This is a genomic window from Streptomyces sp. NPDC030183 (genome assembly GCF_055573455.1).
On the sequence record NZ_JBVIBK010000009.1, the window covers coordinates 134,680 to 151,576 of the forward strand.

At 70.4% G+C, this 16,897-nt stretch carries 13 protein-coding genes; 9 read left to right on the forward strand and 4 right to left on the reverse strand.

The genetic code is table 11. The features are described 5' to 3' along the window. Positions 1-135 precede the first annotated feature (135 nt). From ACZ4Z2_RS13180 to ACZ4Z2_RS13190, 3 genes are all read left to right on the forward strand, one after another. Complete coding sequence (locus ACZ4Z2_RS13180; protein ID WP_468075300.1) at positions 136-1,497, forward strand: glutamine synthetase family protein; 1,362 nt, start codon at positions 136-138, stop codon at positions 1,495-1,497. Positions 1,498-1,713: 216 nt separating this feature from the next. Then, on the forward strand, positions 1,714-1,959 hold the full coding sequence (locus ACZ4Z2_RS13185; protein ID WP_468075302.1) for a hypothetical protein: 246 nt from the start codon (positions 1,714-1,716) through the stop codon (positions 1,957-1,959). A 365-nt stretch (positions 1,960-2,324) separates the two neighbouring features. Then, positions 2,325-5,327 (forward strand): bifunctional [glutamine synthetase] adenylyltransferase/[glutamine synthetase]-adenylyl-L-tyrosine phosphorylase, encoded by a 3,003-nt coding sequence (locus tag ACZ4Z2_RS13190; protein WP_468075304.1) that lies wholly within the window; start codon positions 2,325-2,327, stop codon positions 5,325-5,327. Between the two features lie 232 nt (positions 5,328-5,559). On the opposite strand, the gene ACZ4Z2_RS13195 is transcribed toward ACZ4Z2_RS13190, so the two are convergent. Further along, positions 5,560-6,156 (reverse strand): CGNR zinc finger domain-containing protein, encoded by a 597-nt coding sequence (locus ACZ4Z2_RS13195; protein ID WP_468075306.1) that lies wholly within the window; start codon positions 6,154-6,156, stop codon positions 5,560-5,562. A gap of 115 nt (positions 6,157-6,271) precedes the next feature. Here ACZ4Z2_RS13195 and ACZ4Z2_RS13200 point away from each other — a divergent pair, with 115 nt between their 5' ends. Continuing rightward, positions 6,272-7,027 (forward strand): MBL fold metallo-hydrolase, encoded by a 756-nt coding sequence (locus ACZ4Z2_RS13200; protein WP_468075307.1) that lies wholly within the window; start codon positions 6,272-6,274, stop codon positions 7,025-7,027. Between the two features lie 7 nt (positions 7,028-7,034). Here ACZ4Z2_RS13200 and ACZ4Z2_RS13205 read toward each other — a convergent pair whose 3' ends face one another. Both ACZ4Z2_RS13205 and ACZ4Z2_RS13210 read right to left on the reverse strand, forming a co-directional pair. Next, entirely contained in the window at positions 7,035-7,898 is an 864-nt protein-coding gene (locus ACZ4Z2_RS13205; RefSeq protein ID WP_468075309.1) for a phosphatase PAP2 family protein, read from the reverse strand. Positions 7,899-8,040: 142 nt separating this feature from the next. Next, entirely contained in the window at positions 8,041-9,075 is a 1,035-nt protein-coding gene (locus tag ACZ4Z2_RS13210) for a LacI family DNA-binding transcriptional regulator (protein ID WP_468075311.1), read from the reverse strand. Positions 9,076-9,536: 461 nt separating this feature from the next. Between ACZ4Z2_RS13210 and ACZ4Z2_RS13215 the strand changes: the two genes are divergently transcribed. The 4 genes from ACZ4Z2_RS13215 (at position 9,537) to ACZ4Z2_RS13230 (ending at position 14,695) form a co-directional block, all read left to right on the forward strand. Then, entirely contained in the window at positions 9,537-10,808 is a 1,272-nt protein-coding gene (locus ACZ4Z2_RS13215; protein WP_468075313.1) for an extracellular solute-binding protein, read from the forward strand. Between the two features lie 134 nt (positions 10,809-10,942). Continuing rightward, positions 10,943-11,947 (forward strand): carbohydrate ABC transporter permease, encoded by a 1,005-nt coding sequence (locus ACZ4Z2_RS13220; protein ID WP_099963980.1) that lies wholly within the window; start codon positions 10,943-10,945, stop codon positions 11,945-11,947. Positions 11,948-11,960: 13 nt separating this feature from the next. Further along, positions 11,961-12,872, forward strand: a complete 912-nt coding sequence (locus ACZ4Z2_RS13225) for a sugar ABC transporter permease (protein ID WP_468075315.1) — start codon at positions 11,961-11,963, stop codon at positions 12,870-12,872. A gap of 140 nt (positions 12,873-13,012) precedes the next feature. Next, positions 13,013-14,695, forward strand: coding sequence for a glycoside hydrolase family 13 protein (locus ACZ4Z2_RS13230; protein ID WP_468075317.1), 1,683 nt, complete (start codon positions 13,013-13,015; stop codon positions 14,693-14,695). 73 nt (positions 14,696-14,768) lie between these two features. On the opposite strand, the gene ACZ4Z2_RS13235 is transcribed toward ACZ4Z2_RS13230, so the two are convergent. Beyond that, entirely contained in the window at positions 14,769-15,173 is a 405-nt protein-coding gene (locus ACZ4Z2_RS13235; RefSeq protein ID WP_468075318.1) for a hypothetical protein, read from the reverse strand. Between the two features lie 299 nt (positions 15,174-15,472). Here ACZ4Z2_RS13235 and ACZ4Z2_RS13240 point away from each other — a divergent pair, with 299 nt between their 5' ends. Continuing rightward, positions 15,473-16,855: an alpha-amylase gene (locus tag ACZ4Z2_RS13240; RefSeq protein WP_468075320.1), complete on the forward strand. Its 1,383-nt coding sequence runs from the start codon at positions 15,473-15,475 to the stop codon at positions 16,853-16,855. The last annotated feature ends 42 nt before the right edge of the window (positions 16,856-16,897 follow it).

The window sequence follows — 16,897 nt, forward strand, 5'->3', positions numbered from 1 at the left end:
CCCGTGGTCGGTTTGCCGATCAAGGTGCGCAACACGCGTGAAATGGTGTTGTGGTGGGATGCTCAGACGCCCGACCGCATCCCGTCGCTCGGGAGCAAGACGGCCTGACCAGCAAGGAATGGGTGGAAGCGGAAGATGGACAAGCAGCAGGAGTTCGTGCTCCGTACCTTGGAGGAGCGCGACATCCGTTTCGTACGCCTGTGGTTCACGGACGTGCTGGGCTTCCTGAAGTCCGTGGCCGTGGCCCCCGCCGAGCTGGAACAGGCGTTTGACGAGGGCATCGGCTTCGACGGCTCCGCCATCGAGGGATTCGCCCGGGTGTACGAGTCCGACATGATCGCCAAGCCGGACCCGTCGACGTTCCAGGTCCTGCCGTGGCGCGCGGAGGCCCCGGGGACGGCCCGGATGTTCTGCGACATCCTCATGCCGGACGGCTCCCCGTCCTTCGCCGACCCGCGCTATGTGCTCAAGCGTGCCCTGGCCAAGGCGTCCGACCTGGGCTTCACCTTCTACACCCACCCCGAGATCGAGTTCTTCCTGCTGAAGGACAAGCCGCTCGACGGCTCCCGCCCGACCCCGGCCGACAACTCGGGCTACTTCGACCACACCCCGCAGAACGTCGGCATGGACTTCCGCCGCCAGGCGATCACCATGCTGGAGTCGATGGGCATCTCGGTCGAGTTCTCCCACCACGAGGGCGCGCCCGGCCAGCAGGAGATCGACCTGCGCTACGCCGACGCGCTCTCCACGGCGGACAACATCATGACGTTCCGCCTGGTCATGAAGCAGGTGGCGCTGGAGCAGGGTGTGCAGGCGACCTTCATGCCGAAGCCGTTCTCCGAGCACCCGGGCTCGGGCATGCACACGCACCTGTCCCTCTTCGAGGGCGACCGGAACGCCTTCTACGAGTCCGGCGCGGAGTACCAGCTGTCGAAGGTGGGCCGCTCCTTCATCGCGGGCCTGCTCAAGCACGCGGCCGAGATCTCCGCGGTGACGAACCAGTGGGTGAACTCCTACAAGCGGATCTGGGGCGGCACCGAGCGCACCGCGGGCGCCGGCGGCGAGGCCCCCTCGTACATCTGCTGGGGCCACAACAACCGCTCGGCCCTGGTCCGCGTCCCCATGTACAAGCCCGGCAAGACGGGCTCGGCACGCGTCGAGGTCCGCTCCCTGGACTCGGGCGCGAACCCGTACCTGGCGTACGCGCTCCTGCTGGCCGCCGGCCTCAAGGGCATCGAGGAGGGCTACGAGCTCCCGCCGGGCGCCGAGGACGACGTCTGGGCCCTCTCCGACGCGGAACGCCGCGCGATGGGCATCGAGCCGCTCCCCCAGAACCTCGGCGAGGCCCTGACCCTCATGGAGCGCAGCGACCTCGTCGCCGAAACCCTCGGCGAACACGTCTTCGACTTCTTCCTCCGCAACAAGAAGCAGGAGTGGGAGGAGTACCGCAGCGAGGTCACGGCCTTCGAGCTGCGGAAGAACCTTCCGGTGCTGTAGGGCGCAGTTCGGAGGACCTTACGCGGATCCGCCGTAGATGGCTGCGGCGGGTCTGCGGCTGCCCGTTTCTTTTTCAACAGGATTCTCGTGGGTAACTTCTGTCCGGGTAGTGGACTTCCTTGACATATGTCGTCGTGAAGAGAAGCGTCGGGATGAAGAACGCGACAGTCCGGGAACGCTCTGCCGCGCAGCCGAGTGGTACAGGAGGCTGGCGGAATGTCGAAGAGACTGGTGGGTAGGCGGTTCGCGGCGGCCGTGGGGGCCGCTGGGGTCGCGTGCGCGTTGAGTCTTGGCGGCGCGAGTGTCGCCAACGCCAAGATCCAGGAAGAGCCCATCTCGTGCACCAACAACGCCGGCAAGCTGCCCGGCGGGCAGCAGCCCGAGTGCAAGGGTGCGGCGCACGAGCAGGAGTCCGAGTTCCGGAACCCGTCGGGCCACGCTCCGGGTGGTTGGAACAAGTGACGCGTCGAACCGTGTAGACGGTGACGCGGAAGGAGTCACATGCCGCGGTGCGGTCGCGCCGCGGCTCTTCCATGCGCGCGGCCGGGTGCGGGTGCCGGGTGCCGGTGCCGTGGCCGTGCGTGGGGTGCCGGGTGTCGCGTGCAAGTGCCGCGCCCCCCGCGCTGTCCCGTGCGCCTCGCTTCGTGCGTGGCGCCGTGTGATGCGGTCGCGGCAGGGACCGTCCAGTGCGCGCTGCCGCGCCCGTCCCCAGCCCGGCCGGCCCGGCCCGACGCCGGGCCCGTCCGGCCGACGCTTCCCCCACCCACTCCGGTTAGGCTCAGCCCGTACGACCTTGATCGGGTTCGATCGGACACGGGAGGCCGGGGATGACGGCGCCGGGGCGCAGGAGCAGCACGTTCACGCGACTGCTGCGGCACGGTTTCACGGACCCCTCGGCGGCCGAGCGGCTGCTGGAGAGCGCGGAGCTGGCCGCCGTACGCAGTGATCCGGTGCTGCTGGACGCCCTGGGGGCGACCGCCGATCCGGATCTCGCGCTGGCGGGACTCGTACGGCTGCTGGAGGCGCAGCCCGACCACACGGACCGCCGCAAGGTGCTGGACACGCTGACAGCCGCGAAGCCCCTGCGGGACCGGCTGCTGGGGGTGCTCGGCGCGTCCGCCGCGCTGGGCGAGCACCTCGCGCGGCACCCGCACGACTGGCAGGCGCTCGTCACGTACGAGCCGCAGGACCTGCATCCGGGGGTGGCGGAGTTCGAGCGCGGCCTCGCCGAGGCCACCGACCCCGTCTCCCTCCGGGTCGCCTACCGCCGCTGCCTGCTGTCCATCGCCGCCCGCGACGTGTGCGGCACCACGGACGTCGCCCAGGCCGCCGCCGAACTCGCCGACCTCGCCACCGCCACCCTCCGCGCGGCCCTCGCCATAGCGCGGGCCGCGGCCCCCGACGACGCGGCGCTGTGCCGGCTCGCGGTGATCGCGATGGGCAAGTGCGGGGGTCACGAACTCAACTACGTCTCCGACGTCGACGTCATCTTCGTCGGGGAGGCCGCGGACGGCGCCGACGAGCAGGCGGCCGTCCGCGCCGCCACCCGGCTTGCCTCTCACATGATGCGGATCTGCTCCGAGACGACCGTCGAGGGCAGCATCTGGCCCGTCGACGCCAACCTACGGCCCGAGGGCCGCAACGGCCCGCTCGTACGGACGCTCAGCAGCCATCTCGCGTACTACCAGCGGTGGGCGAAGACCTGGGAGTTCCAGGCCCTGCTGAAGGCCCGCCCGGTGGCCGGGGACATCGAGCTGGGGGAGCAGTACGTCGCCGCGCTCGAACCCCTCGTGTGGAAGGCCGCCGAGCGGGAGAACTTCGTCGCCGACGTGCAGCGCATGCGCCGCCGGGTCGTCGAGAACATCCCGGCCGCCGAGGTCGACCGCCAGCTGAAGCTCGGGCCGGGCGGCCTGCGGGACGTCGAGTTCGCCGTGCAGCTGCTCCAGCTGGTCCACGGGCGCGCCGACACCTCCCTGCGCAGCGGCACGACCCTCGACGCGCTGGGCGCCCTGGCCGCCGGCGGCTACGTGGGCCGCACCGACGCCGCCCAACTCGACGCCGCCTACCGCTTCCTGCGCTCCATGGAGCACCGCATCCAGCTCTACCGGCTGCGCCGCACCCACCTGGTCCCCGAGGACGAGGGCGACCTGCGGCGCATCGGCCGCTCCCTGGGCCTGCGCACCGAGCCGGTCGCCGAGCTGCACCGTGAGTGGCGGCGCCACGCCTCCGTCGTACGACGCCTGCACGAGAAGCTCTTCTACCGCCCGCTCCTCGACGCCGTCGCCCAACTCGCCCCCGGCGAGGCGCGGCTGAGCGCCGACGCCGCCCGCGAACGCCTCGTCGCCCTCGGCTACGCCGACCCTGCCTCCGCCCTGCGCCACCTGGAGGCCCTGGCCTCCGGCGTCACCCGCAAGGCCGCCATCCAACGCACGCTCCTGCCCGTCCTGTTGGGCTGGTTCGCCGACTCGGCCGACCCGGACGCCGGACTCCTCAACTTCCGCAAGGTCTCCGACGCCCTCGGCAAGACGCCCTGGTACCTGCGGCTGTTGCGCGACGAGGGCGCCGCCGCCGAGAACCTCGCACGGGTCCTGTCCGCCGGCCGCCTCGCCCCCGACCTCCTCATGCGCGCCCCCGAGGCCGTCGCCCTCCTCGGCGACGGGGACGGCCGCTCCGGCGGCCTGGAACCCCGCTCACGCGCCCACCTCGAACAGGAGATCCTCGCCGCGGTCCGCCGCGCCGACGGCGCCGCCCAGGGCGTCACGGCCGCGCGCGGCGTACGGCGCCGCGAGCTGTTCCGTACGGCCGCCGCCGACATCGTCGGCTCCTACGGCACCGAGGCGTCCCCGGCCACCGCCGACCAGGGCGCGCTGGTCGACCTGGTCGGCGGCGCGATCTCCGACCTCACCGCGGCGACCCTCGCGGGCACCCTCCGCGCGGTCGTCCGCGAGGGCTGGGGCGACACCCTGCCCACCCGGTTCGCCGTCATCGGCATGGGCCGCTTCGGGGGCCACGAACTGGGCTACGGCTCCGACGCGGACGTCCTGTTCGTCCACGAGCCGCGGGAGGGCGCCGACGAGCAGGAGGCGGCCCGCGCCGCGAACACGGTCGTGGCCGAGATGCGCCGCCTGCTCCAGCTGCCCAGCGCCGACCCGCCGCTCCTCATCGACGCCGACCTGCGCCCCGAGGGCAAGTCGGGGCCCCTCGTACGGACCCTGAAGTCCTACGAGGCGTACTACCGCCGGTGGTCCCTGGTCTGGGAGTCCCATGCCCTGCTGCGGGCCGAGCCGGTCGCCGGGGACGCGGACCTCGGCCGCCGCTTCGTCGAACTCGTCGACCCGCTCCGCTACCCGGCGGACGGCCTCGGGGAGGACGCGGTCCGCGAGATCCGCCGGCTCAAGGCCCGTATGGAGTCGGAGCGGCTGCCGCGCGGCGCCGACCCGACCCTCCACACCAAGCTCGGCCGCGGCGGTCTCTCCGACGTCGAGTGGACCGTCCAGCTCCTCCAGCTCCGCCACGGCCGGCGCGAGCCGGGCCTGCGCACGACCCGTACGCGGGCCGCGCTGGGCGCCGCACGGGAGGCGGGCCTCGTCACGGACGAGGAGGCGGCGACCCTCGACGAGGCGTGGGTGCTGGCGACGCGTGTGCGCAACGCGGTCATGCTGGTGCGGGGGAGGGCAGGCGACACGTTCCCCTCCGACAGCCGGGAGGTGGCCGCGGTCGGCCGTTACCTGGGGTACGGGCCCGGTCATGTGGGGGACATGCTCGACGACTACCGGAGGACCACGCGGCGGGCGCGGGCGGTGGTGGAGGACTTGTTCTACGGCACGTGAGGGTAGGGGCCGGGCGCTTTGTGGCTCGGGGGCGCGCGTTCTTTGGCGACCGCGGGCGCGTGGGGGTTGTTCGCGCAGTGCCCCGCGCCCCTGAAAAGCGTCCGGGGCCGCGCCCCGTGCTTCTCACCGGCGCCACCCGCTGAAGGCAGGGCCGCGGGCCCGAGCCTTCAGGGGTGCGGGGCACTGCGCGAACAACGCACCCGCACCCGCCGACAACAGGCGCGCCCCCGAGCTATGAGGCACCCGGCCCCCGCCGCCGCGCGTACGCGCGGGCCGCCCGTACCCGGTCCCCGCACCGCGTCGAGCACCATTGCCGGCGCCCGTGCCGCAGCAGATACCGGTTGCAGGGAGTGGACCCGCACGCCGTGAGCCGTTCCGCGTCGTCCCCGGTCAACAGATCCGCCGCGTTCGTCGCCAGGACCGCGAGCGCGTGATCGACGAGCTGGGTGGTCGGATGGGCGGCCGCCCGGTACAGCCCCCGCCCCGGCTCCCAGTGCAGCAACGCCGCCGCGGGCGCCCGCGTCATCGCGTCGTTGATCGCGGCGAGCGCGCTCGCCGGCGCCGGCTGCCCGTCCACCCGCGACGCGAGCAACGCCCGGATCTGCTCCCGCAGTGACCGCAGCTGCGCCGCGCACATCTCCCGCATCCCGGCGTCCACGGGCGCGAGGCCGTGCTCGGTGAGCCAGTGGTTGGCCGTCGCGGGCGTCCCGATGAGGTCCAGGAAATGCCCGCCGGGCAGGGCGAGCGCGCTGTTGGCGAAGTCGAGCGCGGGGTACTGCTCGGCGCCCGGCGCGGGCTCGACGGTCACGGCCTCGTTCATGAGTCTCATGGTACGGGTTGCTCCCATCCGTGAGAGAGGGCTACCGTCCCTCACGGATACACCGAACGCCATCCGTGAGAAGTTCGCGGGTGTTTCGTATGCCGTCAATCAGGGGGCTCTTCTCATGACCGACATCCGCGTCCTCGGCGGCCCCACCGCCCTCATCGAGTACGGCGGCCTCCGCCTCCTCACCGACCCCACCTTCGACGCCCCCGGCGACTACCCCATCCCCGGCGGCCGGCTGACCAAGACGGCGCCGTCCGCGGTCACCCCCGCCGACCTGGGGCCGGTCGACGCGGTCCTGCTCTCCCACGACGAGCACCCCGACAACCTCGACCGCTCCGGGCGGGCCCTCCTCGCCGACGTACCGCTCACCCTCACCACCACCGGCGGCGAGAGGCGGCTCGGCGGGACCGCGCGGGGCCTCGCGCCCTGGGAGTCCACGGAGCTGCGCCGCCCCGACGGCGGCACGGTCACCGTCACGGCCACCCCCGCGCTGCACGGGCCGGAAGCGCTCGGCACGCAGGCGGTCGAGGCCGTCTCGGGCCAGGTCATCGGGTTCGTGCTGACCGCCCCCGACCTGCCCGCCGTCCATGTCACCGGGGACAACGCCTCACTGACCGTGGTCAAGGAGACAGCGGAGCGGTTCGGGCCCGTCGACACCGTGGTGATGTTCGCGGGCGCGCCCCGCATCGGCATCTTCGACAACGCCCTGCTCGTCCACGACGGCGCCCAGGCCGCCGAGGCCGCGCGGATACTCGGCGCCCGCCGCGTCGTACCGGTCCACTGCGACAGCTGGGGCCACTTCACCGAAGGCCGCGACGAACTGGTCGCCGCGTTCACCGAGGCGGGTCTGGCCGACCGCCTCCAGCTGGGCTGAACCCGTCCTACACCTTCACCGGTGCCATCACGGGGCCCCCGTCGCCCGCGCTCACCCGGCGCGGCAGCGCGTACGGCATCGCGCCGTACCACAGCCGCGCCACCGCGTAGCCGAAGGCGAGGCAGAGCAGGCCGCCGACCGCGTCCAGCCAGAAGTGGTTGGCGGTGGCGACGATGACGACGAGCGTCAGCGCGGGGTAGAGCAGGCCCAGCACACGCACCCACGGCACCGAGGCCAGCGCGAAGATCGTCAGTCCGCACCACACGGACCAGCCGATGTGCATGGAGGGCATGGCCGCGTACTGGTTGGACATGTTCTTCAGGTCGCCGGAGGCCATGGAGCCCCAGGTGTGGTGCACCAGGACCGTGTCGACGAAGCTCTCGCCGGTCATCAGGCGCGGCGGGGCCAGGGGGTAGAAGTAGTAGCCGACCAGGGCCACCGCCGTCGTCGCGAACAGCACCAGACGCGTCGCCGCGTAACGGCCCGGGTGACTACGGTAGAGCCACACGAGGACACCGAGCGTGACGACGAAGTGCAGCGTCGCGTAGTAGTAGTTCATGCCGACGATCAGCCATGTGACCGAGTTCACTGCGTGGTTGATCGACTGCTCTACGGCGATCCCGAGGTGGTGCTCCGCCTTCCAGATCCAGTCGGCGTTCGCGAGGGCCTGGTCCTTCTGCTCCGGGACCGCGTTGCGGATCAGCGAGTACGTCCAGTAACTCACCGCGATCAGCAGGATCTCGAACCACAGACGCGGGCGACGAGGAGCCCTCAGCCGGTGCAGAAGCCTCTGCTCCGGCGCGCCCGTGACGGACCGCGGAGCGGCCTGCTCCCGGCCTTCCTCCAGTGTCGTCACGGTCGTTTCACCCATGGGCACAGAGTTTGCCAGATAAGCCGTTCCCCACCGATCATCCTCTGGTCGGGTTCTCTCCGCACGTTCGTGGGGGTACCGCCAGGGGCCCGCTCCTCCGCACGTATCGGTCCCACCCCCGTTCCCTCCCCCTCAAGGACGACTACGGGCGACCACGGTCCCCGGGCGCCGAAGCGGTCGATCCCCGCACCACCAGTTCCGGCATGAACACGAACTCGCTGTGCGGCGCCGGAGTCCCGCCGATCTCCTCCAGCAGCGTGCGCACCGCCGCCTGACCCATGGCGGGGACCGGCTTGCGGATCGTGGTCAGCGGCGGGTCGGTGAAGGCGATCAGCGGGGAGTCGTCGAAGCCGACCACCGAGACGTCCCGGGGGACCTCCAGACCCCGCTGCCGGGCCGCCCGGATCGCGCCCAGCGCCATCATGTCGCTCGCGCACACCACCGCCGTGCAGTCCCGGTCCATGAGCGCCGTCGCCGCCGCCTGCCCGCCCTCCAGGGTGTACAGGGAGTGCTGGACCAGCTCCGTCTCGATGGCCGCGGCGTCCAGCCCCAGCACATCCTGCATCGTGCGGACGAACCCCTCGATCTTGCGCTGCACGGGCACGAACCGCTTGGGACCCAGGGCCAGACCGATACGGGTATGGCCCAGCGACGCCAGATGCGTCACCGCGAGGCTCATCGCCGCGCGGTCGTCCGGCGAGATGAAGGGCGCCTGCACCTTGGGGGAGAAGCCGTCGACGAGCACGAACGGCACACCCTGCGCCCGCAGTTGCTCATAGCGCTGCATGTCCGCGGAGGTGTCCGCGTGCAGCCCGGAGACGAAGATGATGCCGGCGACCCCGCGGTCGACGAGCATCTCGGTCAGCTCGTCCTCGGTGGACCCGCCGGGGGTCTGGGTGGCGAGGACCGGGGTGTAGCCCTGCCGCGTCAGCGCCTGCCCGATGACCTGGGCCAGCGCCGGGAATATGGGGTTCTCCAGCTCCGGGGTTATGAGGCCCACCAGACCCGCGCTGCGCTGCCGCAGCCGTACCGGCCGTTCGTAGCCCAGTACGTCGAGGGCGGCCAGGACGGACTGGCGAGTGGTCGCGGCGACGCCCGGCTTCCCGTTCAGGACGCGGCTGACAGTCGCCTCGCTGACCCCCGCCTGGGTTGCGATGTCGGCAAGCCGTGTGGTCACAGCACCGGACTGTACCGGCCGGGCATCCGCTTGCCCACCGGCCCGGCGTCGGGTGCGGGTGGGGGTGCGGCCCACTGCGGGCTGCTGCGTCATCGCGGTCCCTCGTGATTCTGGTCGGTGTCCGTGGGGGCGCCCCTGCGTGAAGAGATGGCTTTCGCAAGAGCTGACGGGCTGATGATTCCCGTCCCCGCCCTGCTGTGGCAAGAGCTTGCAGAGTCTTTCACGGATGCCGCAACACGCCTTGATCGGCCCCGATACCGGGTTGCGGGGCAGTTGAGCGCAGGTCACGGCGGAGTAACCATCACCGCTTCTTGCATTTTTTTGCAGCAAGGTCTTTCGTCCGGCTTACATCGCTGTTACGTTCGGCCACGCCCGGCGGCGGCGACGACGCGCCGGCACTCGGAGAGAGGTCGGACGGGGCCCTCTCCCAGCACACGGGCTCAACCCTCAAGGAGATCCTCATGCGGCGTGGCATAGCGGCCACCGCGCTGGTGGCGTCCCTCGCCCTCGCGGCGACGGCCTGCGGCGGAAGTGACAGCGGCGACTCGGCCGGCGGTCCGGTCACCATCACCTGGTGGGACACGTCCAACGCCACCAATGAGGCACCGACGTACAAGGCCTTGGTCAAGGAGTTCGAGGCCGCCAACAAGGACATCAAGGTCAAGTACGTCAACGTGCCCTTCGACCAGGCGCAGAACAAGTTCGACACCGCCGCCGGCTCCAAGGGTGCCCCGGACATCCTGCGCTCCGAGGTCGGCTGGACGCCCGCCTTCGCCAAGAAGGGCTTCTTCCTGCCGCTGGACGGCACCGAGGCCCTCGCGGACCAGGACAAGTTCCAGCCCAACCTGATCAAGCAGGCCCAGTACGACGGCAAGACCTACGGTGTGCCGTTCGTCACCGACACCCTCGCGCTGGTCTACAACAAGGAGCTCTACGAGAAGGCCGGCATCAAGGAGGCCCCCAAGAGCTGGGCCGACCTGAAGAAGGCCGCCGCCACCATCAAGAGCAAGACCGGCGTCGACGGCTACTGGGGCTCCACCCAGGCGTACTACGCCCAGTCCTTCCTCTACGGCGAGGGCGCCGACACCGTCGACGTCGCCGCCAAGAAGATCACGGTCAAGTCCCCCGCGGCCGTGAAGGGCTACGAGACCTGGCTGAGCCTGTTCGACGGCAAGGGCCTGCACAAGGCGGACACCACCGCCGACGCCTACGCCCACATCCAGGACGCCTTCGTCAACGGCAAGGTCGCCTCGATCATCCAGGGCCCCTGGGAGATCACGAACTTCTACAAGGGCGCCGCGTTCAAGGACAAGGCCAACCTCGGCATCGCCACCGTCCCGGCCGGCTCCACCGGCAAGGCGGGCGCCCCGACCGGCGGCCACAACCTCTCGGTCTACGCCGGCTCCGACAAGGCGCACCAGGAGGCATCGCTGAAGTTCGTGAAGTTCATGACCTCGGCGAAGTCCCAGGAAACCATCGCCCTGAAGAACTCCACGCTGCCCACGCGTGACGACGCCTACACCAGCGAGGTCAAGGCCGACCCGGGCATCGCCGGCTACCAGACGGTCCTCGCCGCCGCCCAGCCGCGTCCCGAGCTGCCCGAGTACAGCTCGCTGTGGGGCCCGCTCGAGACCGAGCTGCTCGCCATCGCCGGTGGCAAGAAGTCCCTGGACAAGGGTCTGAGCAGCGCGGAGACCTCGATCGCCAAGCTGGTCCCGGACTACAGCAAGTGATTCCGAGTGGCCGCCGCGTCCGACCGGCCTGTCGGGGGACGGACGCGGCGGTCACCCGGCCCGCCCACCAGCCGGAACCGGCCCGCGTACCAGCCAGCCCGATCTTCCAGTGATCTTCCAGAAGGTGTCGAACGATGACAGTCGCCATCGACCGAGCGACCGGCAAGCGCCGCGGTGAGCCGGGCGGGCGCCCGGGTCCGCTGTCCCGGCTGAAGCACTCCTACCAGCGCCACTGGTACGCCTACGCGATGATCGCCCCGGTGGTCGTCGTGCTCGGTGTCCTCGTGGTGTACCCGCTGGTCCGCGGCTTCTACCTCACGCTCACCAACGCCAACAGCCTCAACTCGGCGCGCACGATCGGCGTCAACCACATCGAGGCGACCTACGAGTTCATCGGCTTCGACAACTACGCCGACATCCTGTGGGGCCCGACCGCCTACGACCGCTTCTGGTCGCACTTCATCTGGACGATCGTCTGGACGGCGCTCTGCGTCACCCTGCACTACGTCATCGGCCTCGGCCTCGCGCTGCTGCTCAACCAGAAGCTGCGCGGCCGCACCTTCTACCGGCTGATCCTGGTCCTGCCCTGGGCGGTGCCCACCTTCGTCACCGTGTTCGGCTGGCGGTTCATGCTCGCCGACGGCGGCATCATCAACGCCGGCCTCGAAGCACTGCACCTGCCGGCCCCGCTGTGGCTGGAGGACACCTTCTGGCAGCGGTTCGCCGCGATCATGGTGAACACCTGGTGCGGTGTGCCGTTCATGATGGTCTCGCTGCTCGGCGGCCTCCAGTCCATCGACGCCTCCCTGTACGAGGCGGCCGAGATGGACGGCGCGAGCGCCTGGCAGCGGTTCCGGTACGTCACCCTGCCGGGTCTGCGGTCCGTCAGCTCCACCGTGGTCCTGCTCGGTGTGATCTGGACCTTCAACCAGTTCGCCGTCATCTTCCTGCTGTTCGGCGACACCGCGCCCGAGGCGCAGATCCTCGTGACCTGGGCGTACTACCTCGGCTTCGGTCAGCAGCCGCGTGACTTCGCGCAGTCGGCGGCCTACGGCATCCTGCTGCTGGCCATCCTGATCGTCTTCACCTCCGTCTACCGCCGCTGGCTGAACCGCGATGAGCAGCAGCTCGCGATCTGAGGCAGGAGCCCCCATGAGCACCACGACCGTCAAGACCACGGCTCCCGCGGGCCCCCCGCCCGTGCCGGCCGCCACCCCGCGCTCACCGCGCGGGCGCGGTGAGCGCAGCCTCGCCGGCTCCCTCACCTCGCACGCCGTCCTCATCGTGGCGAGCCTGGTCGCGCTCTTCCCGATCGCCTGGCTGGTCTTCCTCTCCCTCGGCCCGGACAAGGACGACTATCTGCACCCCGGGCGCATCCCCGGCAAGATGACGTTCGACAACTACGCGTTCGTGCTGCAGAAGACGGCGTTCTTCGACTGGCTCGTCAGCACCCTCGTCGTGTCGCTCGGCACCACCCTCATCGGTGTGCTGATCTCCGCGACCACCGGCTACGCGGTCTCCCGCATGCGTTTCCCGGGTTACCGCAAGTTCATGTGGGTACTCCTGGTGACCCAGATGTTCCCGGTCGCCGTACTGATGGTGCCGATGTACGAGATCCTGTCGGAACTCCAGCTCATCGACAGCTACCTTGGTCTCATCCTCGTCTACTGCTCGACGGCCGTGCCGTACTGCGCGTGGCTGCTGAAGGGTTACTTCGACACGATCCCGTTCGAGATCGACGAGGCCGGACGCGTCGACGGGCTGACCCCCTTCGGCACGTTCGCGCGGCTGATCCTGCCGCTCGCCAAGCCCGGGCTGGCGGTCGCCGCGTTCTACAGCTTCATCACCGCGTTCGGGGAGGTCGCCTTCGCCTCGACGTTCATGCTGTCGGACACGAAGTACACCTTCGCGGTCGGCCTGCAGAGCTTCGTCAGTGAGCACGACGCCCAGCAGAACCTCATGTTCGCCACGGCGGTCCTGGTCGCCATCCCCGTCTCCGCGTTCTTCTACCTGGTGCAGAAGAACCTGGTGACGGGTCTGACCGCCGGCGGCACGAAGGGCTGAGCCCCACCCCGATGACTCCCGTACGCCTTGCCGTACGGGTGGCGGCCGCGGTGCCCATCCGACCCCGCTGTCACCGCGGCCGCCTCGTCGACCGACCCGAGACACCGATGACCAGAACTCCGTTACGTACCAAGGACGTCATGAGCCAGCACTCCTCCACCGACCCGGCCGACAACTCCGCACTCGCCACTGTCGCCGCCCGCCGCGACTGGTGGCGGGACGCGGTGATCTACCAGGTCTACCCGCGCAGCTTCGCCGACAGCAACGGCGACGGCATGGGCGACCTGGAGGGCGTACGCTCCCGCCTGCCGTACCTGCGCGACCTGGGCGTGGACGCCGTCTGGCTGTCCCCCTTCTACGCCTCCCCGCAGGCCGACGCCGGGTACGACGTCGCGGACTACCGCGCCGTCGACCCCATGTTCGGCAATCTGCTGGACGCCGACGCCCTCATCCGCGACGCCCACGGGCTGGGCCTGCGCATCATCGTCGACCTCGTCCCGAACCACTCCTCCGACCAGCACGAATGGTTCAAGCGTGCGGTGGCGGAGGGCCCCGGCTCGCCGCTGCGCGAGCGCTACCACTTCCGCCCCGGCAAGGGTGAGAACGGCGAGCTCCCGCCGAACGACTGGGAGTCGATCTTCGGCGGCCCGGCCTGGACCCGGATCACGGAACCCGACGGCACGCCGGGGGAGTGGTACCTGCACCTCTTCGCCCCCGAGCAGCCCGACTTCAACTGGGACCACCCGGCCGTCGGCGACGAGTTCCGCTCCATCCTGCGCTTCTGGCTCGACATGGGCGTCGACGGTTTCCGCATCGACGTGGCGCACGGCCTGGTCAAGGCCGAGGGCCTGCCCGACCTCGGCTCCCACGAACAGCTCAAACTGCTGGGCAACGATGTCATGCCGTTCTTCGACCAGGACGGCGTGCACGCCGTCTACCGCGAGTGGCGACTGGTGCTCGACGAGTACGCGGGCGAGCGCATCTTCGTCGCCGAAGCCTGGACGCCTACCGTCGAGCGCACGGCGAACTACGTCCGCCCGGACGAGCTCCACCAGGCGTTCAACTTCCAGTACCTCGGCACCGACTGGGACGCCGCCGAGCTGAAGGTCGTCATCGACCGCACCCTCGACGCGATGCGCCCCGTCGGCGCGCCCGCCACCTGGGTGTTGTCCAACCACGACGTGACCCGCCACGCCACCCGCTTCGCCAACGAGCCCGGCCTCGGCACCCAGATCCGCCTCGCCGGAGACCGCGAGCTGGGCCTCAGGCGCGCCCGGGCGGCGACGCTGCTGATGCTGGCGCTGCCCGGCTCGGCCTACGTCTACCAGGGCGAGGAGCTGGGCCTGCCGGACGTCGTCGACCTGCCCGACGAGGTGCGCCAGGACCCGGCCTACTTCCGGGGCGCCGGCCAGGACGGCTTCCGTGACGGCTGCCGCGTGCCGATCCCGTGGACCCGCACCGGGTCCTCGTACGGCTTCGGCGCGGGCGGCTCCTGGCTGCCGCAGCCCGCCGAGTGGGGCGACCTGAGCGTCGAGGCGCAGACGGGTGTCGCGGGCTCCACGCTGGAGCTGTACCGCACCGCGCTCGCCGTCCGCCGTGAGCAGCCCGCCCTCGGCGCGGGCGACTCCGTCGAGTGGCTCAAGGCTCCCGAGGGCGTCCTCGCCTTCCGTCGCGGCGACTTCGTGTGCGTCGCCAACACCACCGGCGAGTCGGTCACGATCCCCGCCTACGGCCGGGTCCTCGTCGCCAGCGGCGAGCCGACCGTCGCCGGGGACGAGGCGAAGCTGCCGGCGGACACCACCGTGTGGTGGACGACCGTCTGACCTGCACGACCACCGAGGCCCGCCGCCCCTTTTCCGGGGTGGCGGGCCTCAGCCGTTCCTCCGGGTCCGGCCGTCACGCCGTGACCCGGCCGCCGCCCCCCTTCACGGTGGCGATCACCGCGGAGACGGTGGCGGTCGCGGCGAGGCTCCCCAGCATCACCATGCCCACGCCGATGACGAAGAGGCCGCTCGCGTCGTCCGACCAGTCGTAGAACGAGGCGACGGTCAGCCCCGCCGTGGTCCCGGCCACCGCGCCCACGAAGTAGCGGTGCGCCGCCGCCCAGTACACCGCCGCCAGCAGGGTCAGCACCAGCCCGATCACCTGCCACGCCTCGTACGGTCCGGTCGTCGAACCGTCGGGGTGTACATCCCGCCGCTGGTCCCAGCCCAGCCAGGCGGCCCACAGCGCGGAGGACGCCGCGGCCAGCACGAGGACGGTCAACAGCTGGGCGGCGGGGTTGCTCTGTCGTCGAGTCATGCCACCAGCGTCCCGGCCGCCGCGCACCACCCGACAGAGCGCACCTACTCAGTTCTCCCCGAGTATGCGCGCGGAGGGAACCATCCATTCCCCAACCCCCGTACCTGTGAAGACATTTCAGGGGCGTGAAGAACGTGTGTCGGGAGGGTTGACCGTCCCGCGAACCGGCTCGTACCTTCTGCTCGGTTGAAAGTTTTCAGCCATCTTGCAGCAAGAATCGGCAGCGGATCTTGCGCGCACCCGCTTCCGGAACTCCCCTCCGGAAACTCCCCAGCCCCTTCAACGGAGAAGGACCCCACATGGCCGGCAGAACCCTCTCCGGCGTGCTCGCCCTCGCGGCGGGCGCGTCCCTCGCGCTGACCGTCCCCACGGGCGGCGCCTACGCCTCCCCACCCGGCACGAAGGACGTCACCGCCGTCCTCTTCGAGTGGAAATTCGACTCGGTGGCCAAGGAGTGCACCACCACCCTCGGCCCCAACGGCTACGGATACGTGCAGGTCTCGCCGCCCGCCGAGCACATGCAGGGCTCGCAGTGGTGGACGTCGTACCAGCCGGTGAGCTACCGGATCGCGGGCCGGCTCGGTGACGCCACCGCCTTCAAGAACATGATCGACACGTGTCACGCGGCCGGTGTGAAGGTCGTCGTCGACACGGTGATCAACCACATGTCGTCGGGCAGCGGCACCGGCACCGGCGGCTCGTCGTACACGAAGTACGCCTATCCGGGTCTGTACTCCTCGTTCGACTTCGACAACTGCACCGCGCAGATCAGCAACTACCAGGACCGCGGCAACGTCCAGAACTGCGAGCTGGTGGGCCTCGCCGACCTGGACACCGGCGAGGACTACGTCCGCTCGGCCATCGCCGGGTACATGAACACCCTGCTCGGGTACGGCGTCGACGGCTTCCGTATCGACGCGGCCAAGCACATCCCGGCCGCCGACCTCGCCGCCATCAAGTCGCGGCTGACCAACCCCTCGGTCTACTGGAAGCAGGAGGCCATCCACGGCGCCGGCGAGGCCGTCCAGCCGACCGAGTACACGGGCAACGGCGACGTCCAGGAGTTCCGCTACGCGTTCGACCTGAAGCGGGTCTTCAACAACGAGAACCTCGCGTACCTGAAGAACTACGGCGAGGGCTGGGGCTATATGAACAGCTCCGTCGCCGGGGTCTTCGTCGACAACCACGACACCGAGCGCAACGGCTCCACGCTCAGCTACAAGGACAACGCCACCTACACCCTGGCCAACGTCTTCATGCTGGCGTACCCGTACGGCGCCCCGGACGTCAACTCCGGGTACGAGTTCTCCTCCACGGACGCCGGCCCGCCCAACGGCGGCACGGTCAACGCCTGCTGGCAGGACGGCTGGAAGTGCCAGCACGCCTGGCCGGAGATCATGCGCATGGTGCCCTTCCGCAACGCGACCCGCGGCCAGTCCGTCACCAACTGGTGGGACAACGGCGGAGACGCGATCGCCTTCGGGCGCGGCAGCAAGGGCTTCGTGGCCATCAACCACGAGTCGGGCAGCCTGACCCGGACGTACCAGACCTCGCTCCCGGCCGGGACGTACTGCAACGTCCAGAGCAACACGACGGTGACCGTGAACGGCTCCGGCCAGTTCACCGCCACCCTCGGCCCGAACACCGCGCTGGCGATCTATGCCGGTAAGTCCGGCTGTTGACCCTCTCGTGCGGAACTGAAAGCACTTACCGGTGCTTTCAAG